The organism is Erythrobacter colymbi (assembly GCF_002155685.1).
Lineage (GTDB): Bacteria > Pseudomonadota > Alphaproteobacteria > Sphingomonadales > Sphingomonadaceae > Erythrobacter > Erythrobacter colymbi.
In genome coordinates this window covers 85,931-102,401 of sequence record NZ_MUYK01000004.1, presented here as the reverse complement: position 1 = coordinate 102,401, position 16,471 = coordinate 85,931, and the positions used below count along the sequence as shown (strand labels likewise).

General features: G+C 67.2%; 18 protein-coding genes. 10 read left to right on the top strand and 8 right to left on the bottom strand.

Annotation, left to right across the window (positions count from 1 at the left end; translation table 11 throughout):
• The first annotated feature begins 7 nt into the window (after positions 1-7).
• Positions 8-1,429 (top strand): ammonium transporter, encoded by a 1,422-nt coding sequence (locus BZF57_RS10050; protein ID WP_086737360.1) that lies wholly within the window; start codon positions 8-10, stop codon positions 1,427-1,429.
• A 377-nt stretch (positions 1,430-1,806) separates the two neighbouring features.
• Here BZF57_RS10050 and BZF57_RS10045 read toward each other — a convergent pair whose 3' ends face one another.
• The 4 genes from BZF57_RS10045 to BZF57_RS10030 are packed head-to-tail and all read right to left on the bottom strand — an operon-like array spanning position 1,807 to position 5,228.
• Entirely contained in the window at positions 1,807-3,396 is a 1,590-nt protein-coding gene (locus tag BZF57_RS10045; protein ID WP_086737358.1) for a GMC family oxidoreductase, read from the bottom strand.
• Positions 3,397-3,420: 24 nt separating this feature from the next.
• Positions 3,421-4,383 (bottom strand): sterol desaturase family protein, encoded by a 963-nt coding sequence (locus tag BZF57_RS10040; protein ID WP_086737356.1) that lies wholly within the window; start codon positions 4,381-4,383, stop codon positions 3,421-3,423.
• Positions 4,376-4,783: a hypothetical protein gene (locus BZF57_RS10035; protein WP_240505940.1), complete on the bottom strand. Its 408-nt coding sequence runs from the start codon at positions 4,781-4,783 to the stop codon at positions 4,376-4,378. The genes BZF57_RS10040 and BZF57_RS10035 overlap by 8 nt, the downstream gene beginning before the upstream one ends.
• Positions 4,784-4,796: 13 nt before the next feature.
• A complete protein-coding gene (locus tag BZF57_RS10030) occupies positions 4,797-5,228 on the bottom strand; it encodes a protein tyrosine phosphatase family protein (RefSeq protein WP_086737354.1) in 432 nt (143 codons plus the stop codon).
• A 258-nt stretch (positions 5,229-5,486) separates the two neighbouring features.
• On the opposite strand from BZF57_RS10030, the gene BZF57_RS21725 reads away from it, so the two are divergent.
• From BZF57_RS21725 to BZF57_RS09995, 7 genes are all read left to right on the top strand, one after another.
• Positions 5,487-6,272 carry a cold-shock protein gene (locus tag BZF57_RS21725; RefSeq protein ID WP_086737353.1) on the top strand — a complete coding sequence of 262 codons (786 nt, stop codon included), beginning with the start codon at positions 5,487-5,489 and terminating at the stop codon, positions 6,270-6,272.
• A gap of 133 nt (positions 6,273-6,405) precedes the next feature.
• Positions 6,406-7,602 carry an aspartate aminotransferase family protein gene (locus BZF57_RS10020; protein WP_086737351.1) on the top strand — a complete coding sequence of 399 codons (1,197 nt, stop codon included), beginning with the start codon at positions 6,406-6,408 and terminating at the stop codon, positions 7,600-7,602.
• Positions 7,599-8,549: an ornithine carbamoyltransferase gene (gene argF / locus BZF57_RS10015; protein WP_086737349.1), complete on the top strand. Its 951-nt coding sequence runs from the start codon at positions 7,599-7,601 to the stop codon at positions 8,547-8,549. The genes BZF57_RS10020 and argF overlap by 4 nt, the downstream gene beginning before the upstream one ends.
• A gap of 43 nt (positions 8,550-8,592) precedes the next feature.
• Positions 8,593-9,492 carry an Hsp33 family molecular chaperone HslO gene (gene hslO, locus BZF57_RS10010; protein WP_086737347.1) on the top strand — a complete coding sequence of 300 codons (900 nt, stop codon included), beginning with the start codon at positions 8,593-8,595 and terminating at the stop codon, positions 9,490-9,492.
• Positions 9,493-9,578: 86 nt separating this feature from the next.
• On the top strand, positions 9,579-10,004 hold the full coding sequence (locus tag BZF57_RS10005) for a DUF3617 domain-containing protein (RefSeq protein WP_240505939.1): 426 nt from the start codon (positions 9,579-9,581) through the stop codon (positions 10,002-10,004).
• 34 nt (positions 10,005-10,038) lie between these two features.
• Positions 10,039-10,731 carry a 7-cyano-7-deazaguanine synthase QueC gene (gene queC / locus BZF57_RS10000; protein WP_086737345.1) on the top strand — a complete coding sequence of 231 codons (693 nt, stop codon included), beginning with the start codon at positions 10,039-10,041 and terminating at the stop codon, positions 10,729-10,731.
• A 48-nt stretch (positions 10,732-10,779) separates the two neighbouring features.
• A complete protein-coding gene (locus BZF57_RS09995) occupies positions 10,780-12,336 on the top strand; it encodes a spinster family MFS transporter (protein ID WP_086737343.1) in 1,557 nt (518 codons plus the stop codon).
• A gap of 255 nt (positions 12,337-12,591) precedes the next feature.
• Here BZF57_RS09995 and BZF57_RS09990 read toward each other — a convergent pair whose 3' ends face one another.
• The 4 genes from BZF57_RS09990 to BZF57_RS09975 form a co-directional block, all read right to left on the bottom strand.
• On the bottom strand, positions 12,592-13,740 hold the full coding sequence (locus BZF57_RS09990; protein ID WP_086737341.1) for an OmpA family protein: 1,149 nt from the start codon (positions 13,738-13,740) through the stop codon (positions 12,592-12,594).
• Positions 13,741-13,910: 170 nt separating this feature from the next.
• Positions 13,911-14,243: a DUF2793 domain-containing protein gene (locus tag BZF57_RS09985; protein WP_240505938.1), complete on the bottom strand. Its 333-nt coding sequence runs from the start codon at positions 14,241-14,243 to the stop codon at positions 13,911-13,913.
• Positions 14,244-14,262: 19 nt separating this feature from the next.
• Positions 14,263-14,778, bottom strand: a complete 516-nt coding sequence (locus BZF57_RS09980; RefSeq protein ID WP_162290988.1) for a terminase large subunit domain-containing protein — start codon at positions 14,776-14,778, stop codon at positions 14,263-14,265.
• Complete coding sequence (locus BZF57_RS09975) at positions 14,775-15,233, bottom strand: hypothetical protein (RefSeq protein ID WP_086737337.1); 459 nt, start codon at positions 15,231-15,233, stop codon at positions 14,775-14,777. The genes BZF57_RS09980 and BZF57_RS09975 overlap by 4 nt, the downstream gene beginning before the upstream one ends.
• A gap of 243 nt (positions 15,234-15,476) precedes the next feature.
• On the opposite strand from BZF57_RS09975, the gene BZF57_RS09970 reads away from it, so the two are divergent.
• The gene (locus BZF57_RS09970) at positions 15,477-16,082 is read left to right on the top strand and encodes a YqaA family protein (RefSeq protein ID WP_086738012.1); all 606 of its coding nucleotides are present in this window, start codon (positions 15,477-15,479) and stop codon (positions 16,080-16,082) included.
• Positions 16,083-16,198: 116 nt separating this feature from the next.
• Positions 16,199-16,468, top strand: coding sequence for an usg protein (locus BZF57_RS09965; protein ID WP_086737335.1), 270 nt, complete (start codon positions 16,199-16,201; stop codon positions 16,466-16,468).
• Positions 16,469-16,471 lie beyond the last annotated feature (3 nt).

Genomic DNA, 16,471 nt, shown 5'->3' with positions numbered 1-16,471 from the left:
CCAATCGATGAAGCGCATTCTCTCCAATCTTGCGGTTGTGGCGACCGGGGCGGCGCTGCTCGCCGCGCCGGCCTTCGCTGCGCCCGCGGCGGCGCCTGCGCCGTTCGTTCCCACCCCCGAAATGGTCAACAAGGGCGATGCCGCCTGGATGATGGTCTCGACCGCGCTCGTTCTGATGATGAGCGTTCCGGCTCTCGCGCTGTTCTACGGCGGCCTCGTGCGCGCCAAGAACATGCTCTCCGTGCTGATGCAGGTGCTCACCATCGTCTGCGTTGCGGCGCTGGTATGGTTCGGCTGGGGCTACTCGCTGGCCTTCACCTCGACCAACAGCCTCGCGGACCCGCGCTTCATCGGCGGGCTCGACAAGGCCTTCCTTGCCGGCGTGACCCCCGCATCGCTCGCGGCGACCTTCTCGAACGGTGTCTACCTGCCCGAGCTGGTCTTCGTCATGTTCCAGATGACCTTCGCCTGCATCACGCCGGCGCTGATCGTCGGCGCCTTTGCCGAGCGCGTGAAGTTCACCCCGCTGATCATCTTCGTGGTCGCGTGGATGACGCTCGCCTATTTCCCGATCGCGCACATGGTGTGGTACTGGGCCGGTCCGGACTTCCTTCCGTCCGCTCCGACCGACTCCGGTCTGCTGTGGGGCTGGGGCGCGCTGGACTTCGCCGGCGGCACCGTGGTGCACATCAATGCGGGCATCGCCGGTCTCGTCGGCTGCCTCGTGATCGGCCCGCGCATCGGCTACAAGAAGGAGCCCATGCCCCCGCACAGCCTGGTCATGACCATGATCGGTGCCTCGCTGCTGTGGATCGGCTGGTTCGGGTTCAACGCCGGCTCGGCGCTCGAATCCAACGCCTTCGCGGCCCTCGCCTTCGTCAACACCTTCGTCGCCACGGCGGCAGCGGGCGCGGCCTGGGCGATCATCGAGCAGATCACTCACAAGAAGCCCTCGCTCCTCGGCGGTGTCTCGGGTGTGGTGGCCGGTCTCGTGGCGATCACCCCGGCGGCGGGCTTTGCCCACCCCGGCACCGCGATCATCCTCGGCGCCGTCGCCTCGATCATCTGCTACTTCTTCGTCACCACGGTGAAGAACAAGCTCAACTACGACGACAGCCTCGATGTCTTCGGCATCCACGCTGTCGGCGGGATCATCGGCGCGATCGGGACCGGCATCGTCGCCGACCCGGCGCTGGGTGGCCAGGGCTGGATCGACTACACCGCTCCGGTGGCCAAGGCGGGCGAATTCGACCTCGCCGGTCAGGTGCTGACCCAGATCTACGCGGTCGGCGTGACTGTGGCCTGGACCGGCGTCGTCTCGGCGATCCTGTTCCTCGCTCTCAAGTACACCATCGGGCTGCGCCCCGACGCCGAAGCCGAAACCAACGGCCTCGACATCTCCGAACACGGGGAGCGCGCCTACAACTAAGCGCGCACCCACCAAGCTTGGCGGGGGGAGGCCTCTCTCTCCCTCTCCCCTCCCCCCGCCTCACCACGTTCCTCCTGCGAACGAACAAACCGATAAAGGCCGGAGTAGCGAAAGCTCTCCGGCCCTTTTTTGTGTTTCGCTCGCCCCTCCGGGCGAGCGTCCTCGGTGCTCTTTCCTTCGCTTCGCTACGGAGCACCTGCGGCTCGCGCGCGTGCGCTCGCGGCACGTCCGTTGGCGGGCCGAAATCAGCGCAGTTTGTGAGGGCGAGTGCTGGTTCGGGCGCGCAGCGACCGCAAGGCCGAATGGCCGCCGCGCCTTATGGCGCGAAAGCCAAGCGGGCCGGACGGCCCGCGCCCGGCGCTTGAGGGCGCAACAAACTACGCGCGCTCCCCCGCCATCACGAAGTCCGCACACCGCTCGCCGATCATGATGCTCGGCGCGTTGGTATTGCCGCTGACGATCTTGGGCATCACGCTCGCATCGGCGACCCACAGGCCCTCAAGCCCGTTCAGGCGCAGCGTCGGATCGACCACCGCGTCTGCATCGCTCCCCATGCGGCAGGTGCCGACGGGGTGATAGACCGTGTCGGCCCGCGCGCGGATCAGCGCGTCGAGCGCGGCGTCGTCATGCAGATCGACCGGGTGGCGATCCTTCGGCCCAAAGGCCTGCATCGGCGGCGCCTCGGCGATGCGGTGCGACAGGCGCACGCCCGCGCGCATCACCGCCATATCGCGCTCGTCATCGAGGAAGTTGGGGTCGATCACCGGCGCGGCCGCTGCATCCCCGCTCCCCAGCCGCACCGTCCCGCGGCTCTCGGGCCGCAGCACGCAAGCGTGGAGCGAGAAGCCGTGCGCCTTCACCTTCTCGCGCCCGTGATCCTCGAGCACCGCGGGGACGAAGTGCCACTGCACATCGGGGGCGGGGCTATCGGGCATCACGGTCCAGAACCCGCCCGCCTCGGCGTAGCAGGTGGTCATCACCCCGGTGCGCTTGCGGCGGTGCTCGACGATCGCCGCCGCCATGCGCAGCGTGCCCTTGAGCGTCCCGCCGATCGGCACGTCGCTCTCGGTCTCCCAGCCGGAGACATAGTCGATATGGTCCTGGAGATTGCCGCCCACCGCAGGCCGGTCGAGCACCACGTCGATCCCGTGCTCCTTCAGATGCGCGGCCGGGCCGATGCCGGAGAGCATCAGGATCTGCGGGCTGTTGAACGCGCCCGCGCTCAGCACCACGCCGCGCCGGGCGAGCAGCGTCTCACGCTTGCCGCCGCGCCTGATCTGGACGCCGGTCACCCGCCCGCCCTCGATCACCAGCTTCTCGACCAGCGTGTCGGTGCGCACGGCGAAGTTCCCGCTCTCGCGGATCGGCTCGACATAGGCGCGCGCCGCCGACCAACGCTCGCCCTTGTGCTGGGTCACCTGGTAGAGGCCGAAGCCGTCCTGTCGCTCGCCGTTGAAATCACGGTTGGTGCGCAGCTGGAGCGCGGCGGCGGCCTCGACGAAGGCGTGGCTCGCCGGATTGGCGTGCTTCTGGTCCTCGACGAACAGCGGGCCGCCGTGACCGTGGAAGTCGTCGCCCCCGCGCTCGTTCGCCTCGGCGCGCTTGAAGTAGGGCAGGACGTCGTCATAGGCCCAGCCGGTCGCGCCCTCGGCTGCCCAGTTGTCGTAATCCCAGCGGTTGCCGCGGATATAGACCATCGCGTTGATCGCGGAGGACCCGCCGAGCCCGCGCCCGCGGGGCTGGTATCCGGTGCGGCCATTGAGGCCCTTCTGCGGCACGGTCTCGTATTTGTAGTTCGACTTTTCGGGGATGAAGGGCATGAAACCCGGCGTCTTGATGAAGACGTTGTCGTTGCGCCCGCCCGCTTCCAGCAGGCACACCCGGCGCGTGCCGTCCACTGCTAGGCGCCCGGCCACAGCGCTGCCCGCGCTGCCACCGCCGATGACGATGTAGTCGAAACTTTCCATGATCTCTCCCTTTGGCGGGGGAGACTAGAAAGCTTCGTTGGGCTGCGCAATCCGGTTTCGATCCGCCACTGAAGTTGCTTGCGGCGCAACACCCGCGCCGGTGCGCGCCTGCCACTTCGCGCGGATCATGTCCGAGGTCTCGCGGCTGCCGTCATGGCTCCAGCCAGGCTCGCGCAGGAGGTAGGAGAGCTTGTGCTTCCACGGCGCGCGGGCGATGTCGGTCAGCATTCCGATCCATTCGTGGAACACCGCCCAGAGCAGGTTGAAGCTGCCGAGCTGCTTGACGATCCCGTAGCGGATTTTCTCGTCATCGACCTCGGCCGTGAAGGTGCCGAACATCTTGTCCCAGACGATGAAGACGCCCGCATAGTTCGTATCGAGATAGCGCGGGTTGGTTGCGTGGTGGACGCGGTGGTGCGAGGGCGTGTTCATCACCGCCTCGAACCAGCGGGGCATCCGCTTGATCGCCTCGGTGTGGATCCAGAACTGGTAGATGAGGTTGAACCCGCCGCAGATCGCTATCATTGCCGGGTGGAAGCCCAGCAGTACCAGCGGCACCGCGAAGAGGAAGCCGAAGGTGAACATCCCCGTCCACGTCTGCCGCAAGGCGGTGGAGAGGTTGTAGTGCTGCGAGGAGTGGTGGTTGACGTGGCTCGCCCACATCCAGCGGATGCGGTGCCCGGCGCGGTGGACCCAGTAATACTTGAGATCGTCGAGCACGAAGCACACGGGCCATGCCCACCACACGGCCCACCACTCGGGGCCGAAGTCGAAGATGCGGTATTCGTAGGTCTTGATGAACACCGTCAGGGCAAAGCCGCCGAGCAGCGCGCCCGCCACGGTCGATCCTAGGCCGAAGGCGAGGCTGACCAGCGTGTCCTTGGGCTCGTAGGCTTGCGGAGCGCGCAGCTTCGCCCAGATCATTTCGGCGAGCACCGCCACCACAAACAGCGGGACGGCATATTGGGTGGGGTTGAAGTCAGGCATCCTGCGCCCCGCTTACCCGATTGATCGCGTCGGCCCAAGCCTCGGGCTCGGGGAGGGTGAGGAACACCTTGCCGAAGCGTGGCTCGCCAGCGTCGATCACGATGCTTGCGCCTTCTCGTTCCGCCCGTGCGCGCGGGCCGAGCACCCGTCCGGCGAAACGGTTGCCGTGGCGCTTGATCACCATGATGCGCCCAGCCCCGTCGCGGGCGAGCGCACTGGCCCCCTCGGCATCGTAGGACGTGGCAACCGGCGCGAACCCGTCCTCCACCTCGCCCGCCGCGCGCGCGACCGCCTCGGCACTGTCGAGCCGCGGCGACCCGCCGAGCTTCAGCCACCACGCCAATCCGGCCAGCGCGAGGATCGCGACCAGCGAACCGGCGGTCTGGGTCAGAAGGGCCACGGACGGGAGCGCCTTAGCGCGCCGCGAGCATGTCGATCAGGCTGCGAATCGGGCTGACGTCATAGCCCGCCTGCGCCGCCGTGCGAGCGATGGTGTCGGGGTCCGCGCCCTGCTTCGCGCTCGCCAGCGCCCACAGCAGGGTCGAGCGCGTGCCCGAGCGGCAATAGGCGAGAATCGGCCCCTCGGCCTGTTCCAGCGCGGCGATCATCGCGTCGACCTGCGGCTCGCTGAAGCCCGAATGGCCGACCGGAATGGCGACATAGTTGAGGCCCGCTGCGGCGGCGGCCGCCTCGATATCGTCCCCCTGCGGCGCGGAGGGTTCCTCTCCGTCGGGGCGGTTGTTGACGATGGTGGTGACGCCCAGCGCAGCGGCGGCGGCGATATCCTCGAGCGCAAGCTGCGGGCTCACCAGCACATTTTCGTTGAGGCGGCGGAAATCGCTCATGTCACGTCCTGCTCGTATCGGGCCTGGGGTGCCGCCGTCATGCCCAAAGCGGGCGCAGCGCACAAGCATTCGCGCGCGCCTTCCGGCAGGCCCCTTGGCCAAACGGTAAAATCATTCGCAAAGCAGGCTTTTGTGGGTTATACCTCACGCACGTGCGCTCCGGACCACAAGATCGGCGCGTCTGTGTCCGGTGCGGCTCACTGTCCACGACATCGGCACCCTGGAGGACGGGCAGTGAGGCAAGGTACGTACTGATCTATGGGTTACGATAGGGGACGCCGGCGCGGCCGCGACAAGCGCGACGGTTTCGGCGAAGATGGTTTTGATCCGTTTGGCGGCGGGATGGACGGCTTTCCGCCCCCGCGCGACTACGGAGACCGCGGCGGCGACCGCTTCGGAGGCGGTGGTGACCGCTTCGGTGGCGGCGGCGGCGGCGATCGCTACGGCGGCGGCGGTGGTGGCGGCTTCGGCGGCCCGCGCGGCGGCGGTGGTGGCCCGCGTGGCCCCGGTGGCCCGGGCGGCGGTGGCGGTGGCGGCGGTTTCAGCCGCATGCCCGCCCAGATTGTCGGCACCGGCAAGGGCACCGTGAAGTTCTTCAACAGCCAGAAGGGTTTCGGCTTCATCCAGCAGGAAGGGGGCGGGGAAGACGTCTTCGTCCACATCAGCGCGGTCGAGCGTGCGGGCCTCGAAGGCCTCGCCGAGGGCCAGGAGCTCCAGTACAACCTCGTGGATCGCGGCGGCAAGGTGTCGGCGCAGGATCTCCAGGTCGTGGGTGACGTGATCGCCGTGGCGGCCAAGCCCGCCGCGCCGCAGCGCGAGCTCACCGGTGAGCGCGCCAAGGGCACGGTCAAGTTCTTCAACGCGATGAAGGGCTTCGGCTTCCTCGTGCGTGACGATGGTCAGCCGGACGCCTTCGTGCACATCAGCGCGGTCGAGCGTTCGGGCCTCAGCGGCATCAACGAGGGCGAGCGCTACGAGTTCGATCTCGAAGTCGATCGACGCGGAAAGTACTCCGCCGTCAATCTGGCACCGATCGAAGGCTGACCCGGCCCGGACCGCTCCCCGCGGTTTGACCAAGGGGAAGCGGAAGATTAAACGGAATGCAGATGGCGGCTCTGGTTCAGGGCCGCCATTTGCGTTTCAGACCCCCACGATTCTCAAATTCAGGAAGCTGCTTATGTCCATCACCCCGCTCATGCCCGTCTATCCGCGTTGCGGTGTCCGGCCGGTGCGCGGCGAGCACTGCCATCTGATCGGCGAGGACGGCACCCGCTACCTCGATTTCGCCAGCGGCATTGCGGTCAACCTGCTCGGCCATTCGCATGAAGGGCTGATCGGCGCGATCCAGCATCAGGCGGCGACGCTGATGCACGTGTCGAACCTCTATGGCAGCCCGCAGGGCGAGAAGCTCGCCCAGTGGCTGGTCGACAAGACCTTCGGCGACACGGTGTTCTTCACCAATTCGGGCGCCGAGGCGGTCGAGGCGGCGATCAAGACCGCGCGCGCCTATCACCAGAACGGGGAAGGGGGCGACAAGAACCGCTTCGAGCTGATCACCTTCCACAACGCCTTCCACGGCCGCACGATGGCGACCATCTCGGCGTCGAACCAGGAAAAGATGCACCACGGCTTCTCGCCGCTGCTCGCCGGGTTCAAGTATGCGCCCTTCGACGATCTGGAAGCGGCCAAGGCGCTGATCGGCCCGAACACGGCGGGCTTCCTCGTCGAGCCGATCCAGGGCGAGGGCGGCATCCGTCCGGCGTCGGTCGAATTCATGCAGGGCCTGCGCAAGCTCGCCGACGAGCATGACCTGATGCTGGTGCTCGACGAAGTGCAGTGCGGCGTGGCGCGCACGGGCAAGCTCTATGCCTACGAGCATTACGGGATCGAGCCCGACATCCTCGCCACCGCAAAGGGCATCGGCGGCGGCTTCCCCCTCGGCGCCTGCATCGCGACCGAGAAGGCCGCGCGCGGCATGACCTTCGGCACGCATGGTTCGACCTATGGCGGCAATCCGCTCGCCATGGCGGCGGGGACGGCGGTGATGGAAGCCGTGGCGAATGACGAATTCCTCGCCTCGGTCGCCGAGAAGGGCGAGCGTCTGCGCGCACGGCTCGAACAGTTCATCGGTAACTATCCCGAGCTGTTCGAACTCGTCCGCGGCAAGGGCCTGATGCTCGGCATCAAGATGAAGATGGAGAGCCGCCCGTTCTACGTGCACCTGCGCGATAACCACCAGCTGCTGACCGTGGCGGCGGGCGACAACACCATCCGCATCATCCCGCCGCTGGTGATCGGCGACGCGGAGATCGACGAGTTCTTCGACAAGCTGTCGGCGGGCGCGGCGAGCTTCAAGGTGCCTGAGGCGGCATGAGTGGCGGCACGGGGGCGTTTCGCCACTTCCTGAACCTCGGCGATGCCGGGGGCGATGCGATCGCGGCGATGATCAACGACGCGATCGACCGCAAGGCGGCGCGCGTCGGCCTGCCCAAGGGCGCGCCCGATGCCGACGCGCCGCTGGCGGGCCGCGTACTGGCGCTGGTGTTCGAGAAGAACTCGACCCGCACCCGCGTCAGCTTCGACATCGCGATGCGCCAGCTCGGCGGCACGGTGCTGCTGCTCGATTCGGCTTCTAGCCAGCTGGGGCGGGGGGAGACCATCGCCGATACCGCGCGGGTGCTGAGCCGGATGGTCGACGGCATCATGCTGCGCACCGACGATCATGCCAAGATCGAGGAAATGGCGGCCCACGCCTCGGTGCCGGTGATCAACGGCCTCACCGACATGTCGCACCCCTGCCAGATCGTCGCCGATCTGCTGACGGTGATCGAGCATGGCAAGGCGCTTCCGGGGCTGGAAGTAGCGTGGTTCGGGGATGGCAACAACGTCCTGCACTCGATCCTCGAGGCGGCCGGGCTGATGAAGTTCAACGTGCGGGTCGCGGTGCCTGAGGGCTACGAGCCCGATCCGGCTTTCGTCGAACTGGCGCGGGCAGGCGGGGCGCAGGTCACGCTGACGCAGGACGCGGCAGCGGCCGCGCGCGGGGCCGACGTGATCGTCACCGACACCTGGATTTCGATGGGGCAGGCTCACGCCGAGGCGAAGCTCGCCGCGATGGCGCCCTATCAGGTCAATGCCGATCTGATGGCGCTGGCGAAGCCCGATGCCGTCTTCCTCCACTGCCTCCCCGCCCACGTCGGCGAGGAAGTCAGCGAAGACGTGTTCGAAGGCCCGCAATCCGTGGTGTTCGACGAGGCGGAGAACCGCATCCACGCGCAGAAATCGGTGCTGCTGTGGGCCTTCGGGATGCTCGGCAACTGACGGGGGCTTTCGCAGCGGTGCATGCATCCCCATATGGCGGCGCATGACCGAAACGACCGCCACCGCCGAGACCTTTTCCGACACCCTGCTGGGCTTCACCCTGCCCGGCCGCAATGCGCGCGGGCGCATCGTGCGGCTTGAAGGCGTGCTCGAGGAAGTGCTCTCGGCGCACAATTATCCCGCCCCGATCACGCATCTGCTGAGCGAGGCACTGGTGCTGGGCGCGCTGATGGGCGGGCTGCTCAAGGGCGAGCACGCGCAGATGACCCTCCAGGCGCAGACCCAGGGCGGCATCGTCAGCCTGCTGGTGTGCGACTATCGCGCGGGCGCGGTGCGCGGCTATGCCGATTTCGATGCCGAGCGGCTGGCAAAGCTGGGCGCGAACCCGGGCCTCGCGGCGCTGTTCGGCGATGGCTATCTCGCGATCACCTTCGAGACCGAGGGCCGCCAGCGCTATCAGGGGATCGTCCCGCTCGAGGGGGACAGCCTCGCCGAGGCGTGCGAGAGCTATTTCAGCCAGTCGGAACAGATCCCGACGCTGATCCGCGTCGCCAGCCGTGCGGGCGCGGGCGGGCGCTCGGCCGCCGGGCTGCTGGTGCAGCACCTGCCCGATGGCGAGGAAGGGCGCGAGCGGCTCCACGTCCGGCTCGACCATCCCGACTGGGAGCATGTCGCGGTGCTCGGCGGGACGATCAGCCATGACGAGCTGCTCGACCCCGCGCTCTCGCTCGAAGCGATCGCGTGGCGGCTGTTCCACGAGGAAGAGGAAGTGCGCGTCCAGCCGGGCGCATCGCTCTCGCGCGGGTGCCGCTGCACCGCGGCGCATTACGAGACGATCATCGCCCGCTTCCCCGCCGAAGAACAGGAAGAGATGCGCGGCCCCGACGGGATCATCGCCGTCGACTGCGCGTTCTGTTCCAAGAGCTTCGCGCTCGCCATTTGACGCTTCAACGAAAATTCCGCGACTTTGCTGCCGATGCGACGCATTTCTGCAAGGCGCGGCTGCTTAAAGCTGGCAAGAGGACAGGCATGACCTTTCGGACCGACAGCTCAATGCGCCGGCGCGCGCTCGGGGGAATTGCGGCAGTCACCGCGGTGCTCGGCCTCGCGGCCGTGCCGGTGCTGGCGCAAGGCAATGGGCTGGCCATGCTGGGCACGCTCTCGAAGGGGCAGTGGACCATCAAGCAGCGCGGCGGCGCGCCCGATCGCAAGATCTGCGTGAAATCGGGAACGGAACTGATCCAGCTCGTCCACCGCGAGAGCGGGTGCAGCCAGTTCGTGGTGGAGGATGGCGCGGCGCGCGTGACGGTGCAGTACACCTGTCCGGGCAACGGCTATGGCCGCACCAGCATCCGCCGCGAGACCCCGGCGCTGGTGCAGATCGAAAGCCAGGGCATCCAGGGCGGCATGCCGTTCCAGTTGACCGCCGAAGGGCGCCGGACGGGCCCCTGCTGATTGCGTTTGCGCGTGCCCGTGATAGGGCCGCGGCATGACCGATACCCAAGATTCCAAGCCGCTCGCGGTGGTGCTGCTTTCCGGCGGGCTCGATTCGATGGTCACCGCCGCGCTCGCGCAGGAAGCGGGGTTTGCGGTCCATGCGCTGACGGTCGATTACGGCCAGCGCCACAAACTCGAGCTGCAATCGGCGGCGCGGATTGCCGAGCGGCTGGTGCTGGTGCGGCACACCCAGATCGCGCTCGACCTGCGCGCCTTCGGCGGCTCGGCCCTGACCGATGCGATCGAAGTGCCCAAGGGCGGGGTGGGCGACGATATCCCGGTGACCTATGTGCCCGCGCGCAATCTGGTGTTTCTCGCGCTCACAACCGCCTGCGCTGAAGCAGCGGGCGCGCGTGATGTGTTCATCGGGGTGAATGCGCTCGACTATTCAGGATATCCCGATTGCCGCCCCGAATTCATCGCCAGCTTCGCCGAGACCGCGCGGCTCGGCACCAAGGCCGGGGTGGAGGGTGCGCCCTTCACCATCCACGCTCCGCTCCAGCACATGACCAAGGCCGACATCGCCCGCGAATGCGCGCGGCTGGGGCTCGATCCGGCGTGGAGCTGGTCCTGCTACGACCCGACGCCCGAGGGGCTCGCCTGCGGGCTGTGCGATTCGTGCCGTTTGCGGAAAAAGGGTTTTGCCGAGGCGGGGATTACCGATAGCACCCCATACAAGGCGTGATCGGCACAAGGGTTGATCGACAACAGCCGGGATCTGAGGGGATCGACATTGAAAGAGGATAGTACCGCGCAAGACGCGGCGGGTGAGAAGCCGGCGTCGGCCTACAGCTGGTATGTGCTGGGCGTGCTGGTTGTGGTCTACATCCTCAACTTCATCGACCGGCAGATCCTCTCGATCCTCGCGGTCGATATCAAGCGGGACCTTTCGCTGACCGATGGCCAGCTGGGCTTTCTGGGGGGCGCGGCCTTTGCGGTGTTCTATGCGCTGTTCGGGGTGCCGCTGGGCCGCCTTGCGGACCGCTGGCACCGGGTGCGGCTGCTCACGATCGGCCTCCTGCTGTGGTCGACGATGACGGCGCTTTCGGGCCTTGCGCGCAACTATCTCTCGCTGTCGCTCGCGCGCATGGGCGTGGGTGTGGGCGAGGCGACGGCGAGCCCGACCGCCTATTCGCTGATCTCGGACTATTTCCCCTCGCGCCAGCGCGCGACCGCGCTCGCGATCTATTCGTCCGGGCTCTATCTCGGGGGCGGCGTGTCGCTGCTGATCGGAGCGAAGATCTCGCAGGTCTGGGACGCGGCCTATCCGGGCGGCGGGATCGGCGGGCTGGTGGGGTGGCAGGCGGCCTTCATGGCCGTGGGCGTGCCCGGCGTGCTGCTGGCTCTGTGGGTCGCGTCGCTGCGCGAGCCGGCGCGCCAACCTGACGGGGCGAGCGGCACACGGCACCCGCTGGCCGATTTCTTCATCGACCTGTCGATGCTGATGCCACCCTTCACGTTGCTCCACGCGCTGGCGCGCGGGCCGATGGCGGCGCTGGTCAATCTGGTGATGGCGGCGGCGATGACGGGGCTCGCGCTCGTGATGATCAAGCTGACCGGGAATGTGCCTCAGTGGTCGGCGATCGCTTTCGGCTACTATGCAGTCTTCTCCTGGGCCGCGACCCTGCGGCGCCACGATCCGGCGACCTTCAAGCTGATCTGGGGGACGCCCGCCTTCATCTGCACGGCCTTGGGCTACGGGCTGGTGTCGCTCGGCGCCTATGCACTGGCGTTCTGGTCGGCCCCTTATGCCGAGACCGTGCTCAAGCTGCCCAAGGCCGAGCTTGCCTTCGTGCTGGGCGGAAGCGGGGCGCTGTCGGGCTTCCTCGGGGTGATTCTGGGCGGGCGCATGTCCGACTGGCTGCGCGGCCGCAATCCCTCGGGCCGGATTCTGGTGGTGATGTTCGGCATCCTCGCGCCGGTGGTGCCGATCTGGATCGGCTTCACGACGGCGAGCCCGGTGCTGTTCTACGCCATGAATTTCTTCGCCGGGATGTTCGCGGCGACGGCGCTGGGCGCGGCAGCGGCGACGACGCAGGACCTTGTCCTGCCGCGGATGCGCGGGACGGCGACGGCGTCATTCTTCCTTGCGACCACATTGGTCGGGCTGGGGCTCGGGCCCTACATGGTGGGGCAGATTTCCGAGCTCAGCGGAAGCATGAGGGTTGGGGTGCTGTCGCTGATCGGCGTTGCGCCGATCTCGCTGGCGCTGTTGATCTACGCCTACCGCGCGCTTCCGCAGGCAGAGGCGACCATCGCAGAGCGTGCTGCGGCTGCTTCGGCAGCCTAGCCGCCTCAGGGCTCCAGACGCAAAAAGAGCGCGCCGCAGCGCGGGGATGACCCGCACTGCGGCGCGCTCTTTTGTGTCGTCATCTTTGCGGGGTGGAGGGCAGTGGTCGGGGATGCCTGAGGTCACCGCGTGAGTTGGGGGTGCCCGCGTTACCATGCCTCGCGCCTCGCTATTACGCTGGCCCCGCATGCAGCGGGCAACAAAAAAGGGGCCGGATCGCTCCGGCCCCTCTTCCTGTAGCCTTGGTGGCTGGGCTTACATGCCCGAGCCCGGACCGTAGGTCACTTCCACGCGGCGGTTCTGCGCTTCGCGCACACCGTCGGCGGTCGGAACCCGCGGCTTGGTTTCGCCGAAGGCCTGACCGGTGATGCGCGCGGCGGGGATGCCACGGCCGGTCAGGTAGCTCGTCACGGCCGCGTTGCGGCGGGTGGCGAGGCCTTCGTTGTACTTGGTGCTACCCGCACGGTCGGTGTGACCGGCCAGCATCACGCTCGCCGCGCCGCAGTTGGCGTAGGCGGTGACGGCGCTGTTGAGGATGCCGGCGGCTTCCGAAGTGATGTCCGACTTATCGAAGTCGAAGAACACGATGTACGGACCCGTGTTGCACGGCGCCTTGGGCGGCGGCGGGGGCGGCGGGGGCGGCGGAGGCGGCGGGGGCGGCGGCGGAGCGACCGGGGTCACAGCCGGCGGCGGCGGCGGCGGCGCTTCACCACCGAAGTTGTAGGTGATCGAGCCGAGCAGCGAGTGGCTGCTGAGCTTGGTTTCCAGCGCGCGGCCCAGCGGGTCGATCAGGCTGACTTCCGGCACGTTGAAGTAGCGATACTTCAGGCCGACGTCCCACGACTTGCTGATCGGAGCGCGAACGCCCGCGAGCAGCTGCCAAGCGAAGCCGGTGTCCGAATCGTTCCACACGCCCGGGCCGTTGGCGTTCACGCGGCCGTCCATGTCGACGCGCGCAACACCGACGCCGCCGCCGGCGAAGGCCTGGAGGCCATCGTCCTTGCCGAAGTCGAACAGGCCGTTCAGCATGAAGCTGAGCGCGTTCACTTCACCCAGCGCTTCGCGGGTGCCGGTGAACCTGTTGAAGCCGCCGGGCGAGGCCGTGTCGGGGTTCAGGGCGAGGCCCTGGTTCCCGGCCTGAACGTCGCTCAGGTCGGCCGCACGGTAGCTGGCTTCGGCTTCGAGACGGAAGGCGCCGAAGTCATAGCCGACAATCCCGCCGAAATCGTAGCCCGTGTCGTAGTTGGCGACGGCATTGTCCGCCACGCCGTTGACATCGAGACTCTGGTCTTCAACCAGCATTACGCCGCCATCACCCTGGATATACCACTGGCCTTCGCGGGCCATGGCGGGCGTGGTCAGCGCGGTCGAAGCCATCGCCATTCCAATGACGAGTTTGCGCATTTCCAAATTTCCCCTTTGCATTAGACTTGAGGCACGGGGTGTCTCTATCTTTTCCCCCCGCGCGAGGCAAGCCATCAATGCCCTGATGGTGTTGCAAGAATGTCGCGCTGCGGGCCCTGTGGATAAAAATTCAACCACGAAAGAGGCGCAATTCCGCCATTCGCGCGTTGTCACGTGCCCGGAGTGCCGATGATCCCGAGCGTGCGGAGCGTATCGACCAGCGCGGTCAGCGCCGCGCGGGCCTCGGTATCGATCACCGTCCCGCCGGCCGGCAGAGCCGGTGCGGTAGCAGGGCGCCATTGCGACCGGTAGACCATCATGCGCCCGGCTGCCCGGTCGAACAGCAACAGGCCTTCGGATGGCGGGACGAAGTGCCAGTCCCCGCCGATCCGGACCGCGATCTGGTCCTGATGGCCGGTCCAGGCGCCTGTCGCGGGGCTCGTGATGCGGTAGCACGCCCCCTCGGGCGCGGTGGTTGGCGGTGCGGCTTGCGAGCCGGTCACGGCGCGCGCGTTCAACGCATCAAGCAGACTGAGGGCCTGATTGACGAAGAACTCCTTCTGTGCCTGCCCGGCAGGCGTGGCTATGTTGGGGGCCCCGCAGTGCTTCGGGTTCGGCGGCGGAGAACAGCTGCGCCTGCGCGCCGTTCTGGAAGCGGATGCGGTGCAGCGAGGGTTCGAACACCGGCTTGTGGCCGGGGCGGCAGATCGCCAGCAATCCGCTCTCGCCCTCGACCATCACCGCCCGTGCCTCGGCGAGCGAGGCAGAGACCAGCGCGATGCGCGCGTCGGGATTGGCGTCGGCGATCATCCGCACCCATTCGGCCCCCGCCCGAGTCTTGCCGAAGCCGCGTCCGGCCATGATCATCCACACGCGCCAGTCGCCCGGCGGCGGGAGCTGCTCCGGCCGGGCCATATACTCCCAGACGTAAGCGAAGCTGTTCCTTTCCTCCCGGTTCATGGCCTCGATGAGCCTGCGGCGGGTCTTGTCCCCGTCGGTAGTCTCGTCGGCGATCAGCCGTTCGTAGGGATCGCTCATTCGGCCTTCCTTTCGGCCGCGGCCTTCTCGCGCGCGATGCGGCGGCGGATGTCCTCGATCTTGCGATCGATCGAGGCGCGCACCTCAGCCGGCGTTACGTCGCGGATCTGGCTGGCTCCCCGCGCCGAGCTGTCGCGCTGGCTGGCGAGCAGGCGGATGGCATTGGCGAAATCGAACTTGTCGCCGCCTGCGGTGGTGAGGTCGCCCTCGCGCAGGCGGCGGATCACCTCCATCTCGAGATTGAGGTAACCGTCCTCGATCGCGGCCTGCCATGCCCGTGCAAAATCCGGCTCCTCGCGGCGGGTGCTATAGGCACGGGCGAGGGGGATATTCGCCTCCTGTGCCGCACGATTGACGTTGGATGTCGTCGCCAGCGTCTCAAGGAAGCGCTTGCGCCAGTGCCGGCCGGGGGCGGCGCCTTTGCGAGAGGGACGGGCAGGCGCGGAATTGGCCATGAGCACCACTCCCTCGGCAAACGGAAAGAAGCGGCGCTCCGCGATGGAGGGCCGCCCGGTGGCGAATCGCTATTTCTGGATGATGTCCTCTGATAACCAAATAGCGTTATGCTGTCAATAAAAATAACCGTTATGGTAAACTGACATTGGCTTGCCTGTCCCGCCCCGGTCGCCTAAGGCGCGCCTCGTTGCGGCAAAGAGGATCTCTGCGTGCGTTGGTTGCGCCTGCTCTACAACTGGACGATGACCAAGGCCGCGCACCGCCACGCGCCCGCATGGCTCGCGCTGTTCTGCTTCATCGAGGCAAGCTTCTTCCCCGTCCCGCCGCATCCGCTGCTCGGGCTGATGTGCCTTGCCGAACCGAAGAAGGCGGTGCGCTTCGCCGTGATCGCGACGCTGGCCTCGGTCGCAGGCGGTCTGCTCGGCTACGGGATCGGCCACTTCCTCTATGAGAGCGTCGGCACCCAGCTGCTCGCGCTGCTCGGGCTGACCGAGAGCTTCCCCAAGGCGGCGTGCTACCTGCGCGAGATGGGCTTCTGGATCTTCGTAGCCAAGGGCGCGACGCCGATTCCGTTCAAGCTGCTGACGATCACCGCGGGCTTCATCGCGATGCCGCTCGGCACTTTCCTTGTCGCCAGCCTCGTCAGCCGCTCGATCAGCTTCATGATCGTCGGAATCCTGTTCCGCCTGTTCGGTGCGCCGATCAAGGCCTTCATCGACAAGTATCTCGGCCTTGTGACCGCTGCTTTCATTATCGCGGTGATCGGCGGTTTTGCGGCGCTGACCCTGCTCGACGGCGAGGACAGCCGGGCCGCTTCGGTGTGCGATACAGCCACGATGCCGGGCTGACGCAGCCGGGCGCCGCGGCGCAATCCGCAAGAATGTTACAACCAGGCCATTGACGGCTGGCTTGTTCGTGCGATTCTTCCTCCAAGCTTTTCTTCTTGGAAGTGTGAGGAGGAGTGATGACGGACCGCGCGTTCCTGGCCCAGATGGCAGGCTATGGCCTGTCCACGGTCGAAATCCATTATTACATGCCCGATCACCGCAGCCTGTTGCAGCAATTCGTGATGCAGCAATACGACGTCGCGCCCCAGTTCCCGGAGCTCGACCGGTTCCTGTCATTCTGGCGGCGGGAAATCGATGCGGTGCTGCATTCGGTGCGGGTGGCGCACAAGCACCTGATCGGCCCGCAGGAATGGCGCGCGGTGGACGGAATCATCTCCATCCAATGAGCG

Coding starts and splice junctions, on each gene's coding strand:
- BZF57_RS10045 (WP_086737358.1), bottom strand. CDS start 3,396: ATGGAAAGTTTCGACTACATCGTCATCGGCGGTGGCAGCGCGGGCAGC.
- BZF57_RS10020 (WP_086737351.1), top strand. CDS start 6,406: ATGTCCATCACCCCGCTCATGCCCGTCTATCCGCGTTGCGGTGTCCGG.
- BZF57_RS09975 (WP_086737337.1), bottom strand. CDS start 15,233: ATGGCCAATTCCGCGCCTGCCCGTCCCTCTCGCAAAGGCGCCGCCCCC.
- BZF57_RS21725 (WP_086737353.1), top strand. CDS start 5,487: ATGGGTTACGATAGGGGACGCCGGCGCGGCCGCGACAAGCGCGACGGT.
- BZF57_RS09980 (WP_162290988.1), bottom strand. CDS start 14,778: ATGAGCGATCCCTACGAACGGCTGATCGCCGACGAGACTACCGACGGG.
- BZF57_RS09965 (WP_086737335.1), top strand. CDS start 16,199: ATGACGGACCGCGCGTTCCTGGCCCAGATGGCAGGCTATGGCCTGTCC.
- BZF57_RS09970 (WP_086738012.1), top strand. CDS start 15,477: ATGACCAAGGCCGCGCACCGCCACGCGCCCGCATGGCTCGCGCTGTTC.
- BZF57_RS10005 (WP_240505939.1), top strand. CDS start 9,579: ATGACCTTTCGGACCGACAGCTCAATGCGCCGGCGCGCGCTCGGGGGA.
- BZF57_RS10040 (WP_086737356.1), bottom strand. CDS start 4,383: ATGCCTGACTTCAACCCCACCCAATATGCCGTCCCGCTGTTTGTGGTG.
- BZF57_RS09990 (WP_086737341.1), bottom strand. CDS start 13,740: ATGCGCAAACTCGTCATTGGAATGGCGATGGCTTCGACCGCGCTGACC.
- hslO (WP_086737347.1), top strand. CDS start 8,593: ATGACCGAAACGACCGCCACCGCCGAGACCTTTTCCGACACCCTGCTG.
- queC (WP_086737345.1), top strand. CDS start 10,039: ATGACCGATACCCAAGATTCCAAGCCGCTCGCGGTGGTGCTGCTTTCC.
- argF (WP_086737349.1), top strand. CDS start 7,599: ATGAGTGGCGGCACGGGGGCGTTTCGCCACTTCCTGAACCTCGGCGAT.
- BZF57_RS10030 (WP_086737354.1), bottom strand. CDS start 5,228: ATGAGCGATTTCCGCCGCCTCAACGAAAATGTGCTGGTGAGCCCGCAG.
- BZF57_RS10050 (WP_086737360.1), top strand. CDS start 8: ATGAAGCGCATTCTCTCCAATCTTGCGGTTGTGGCGACCGGGGCGGCG.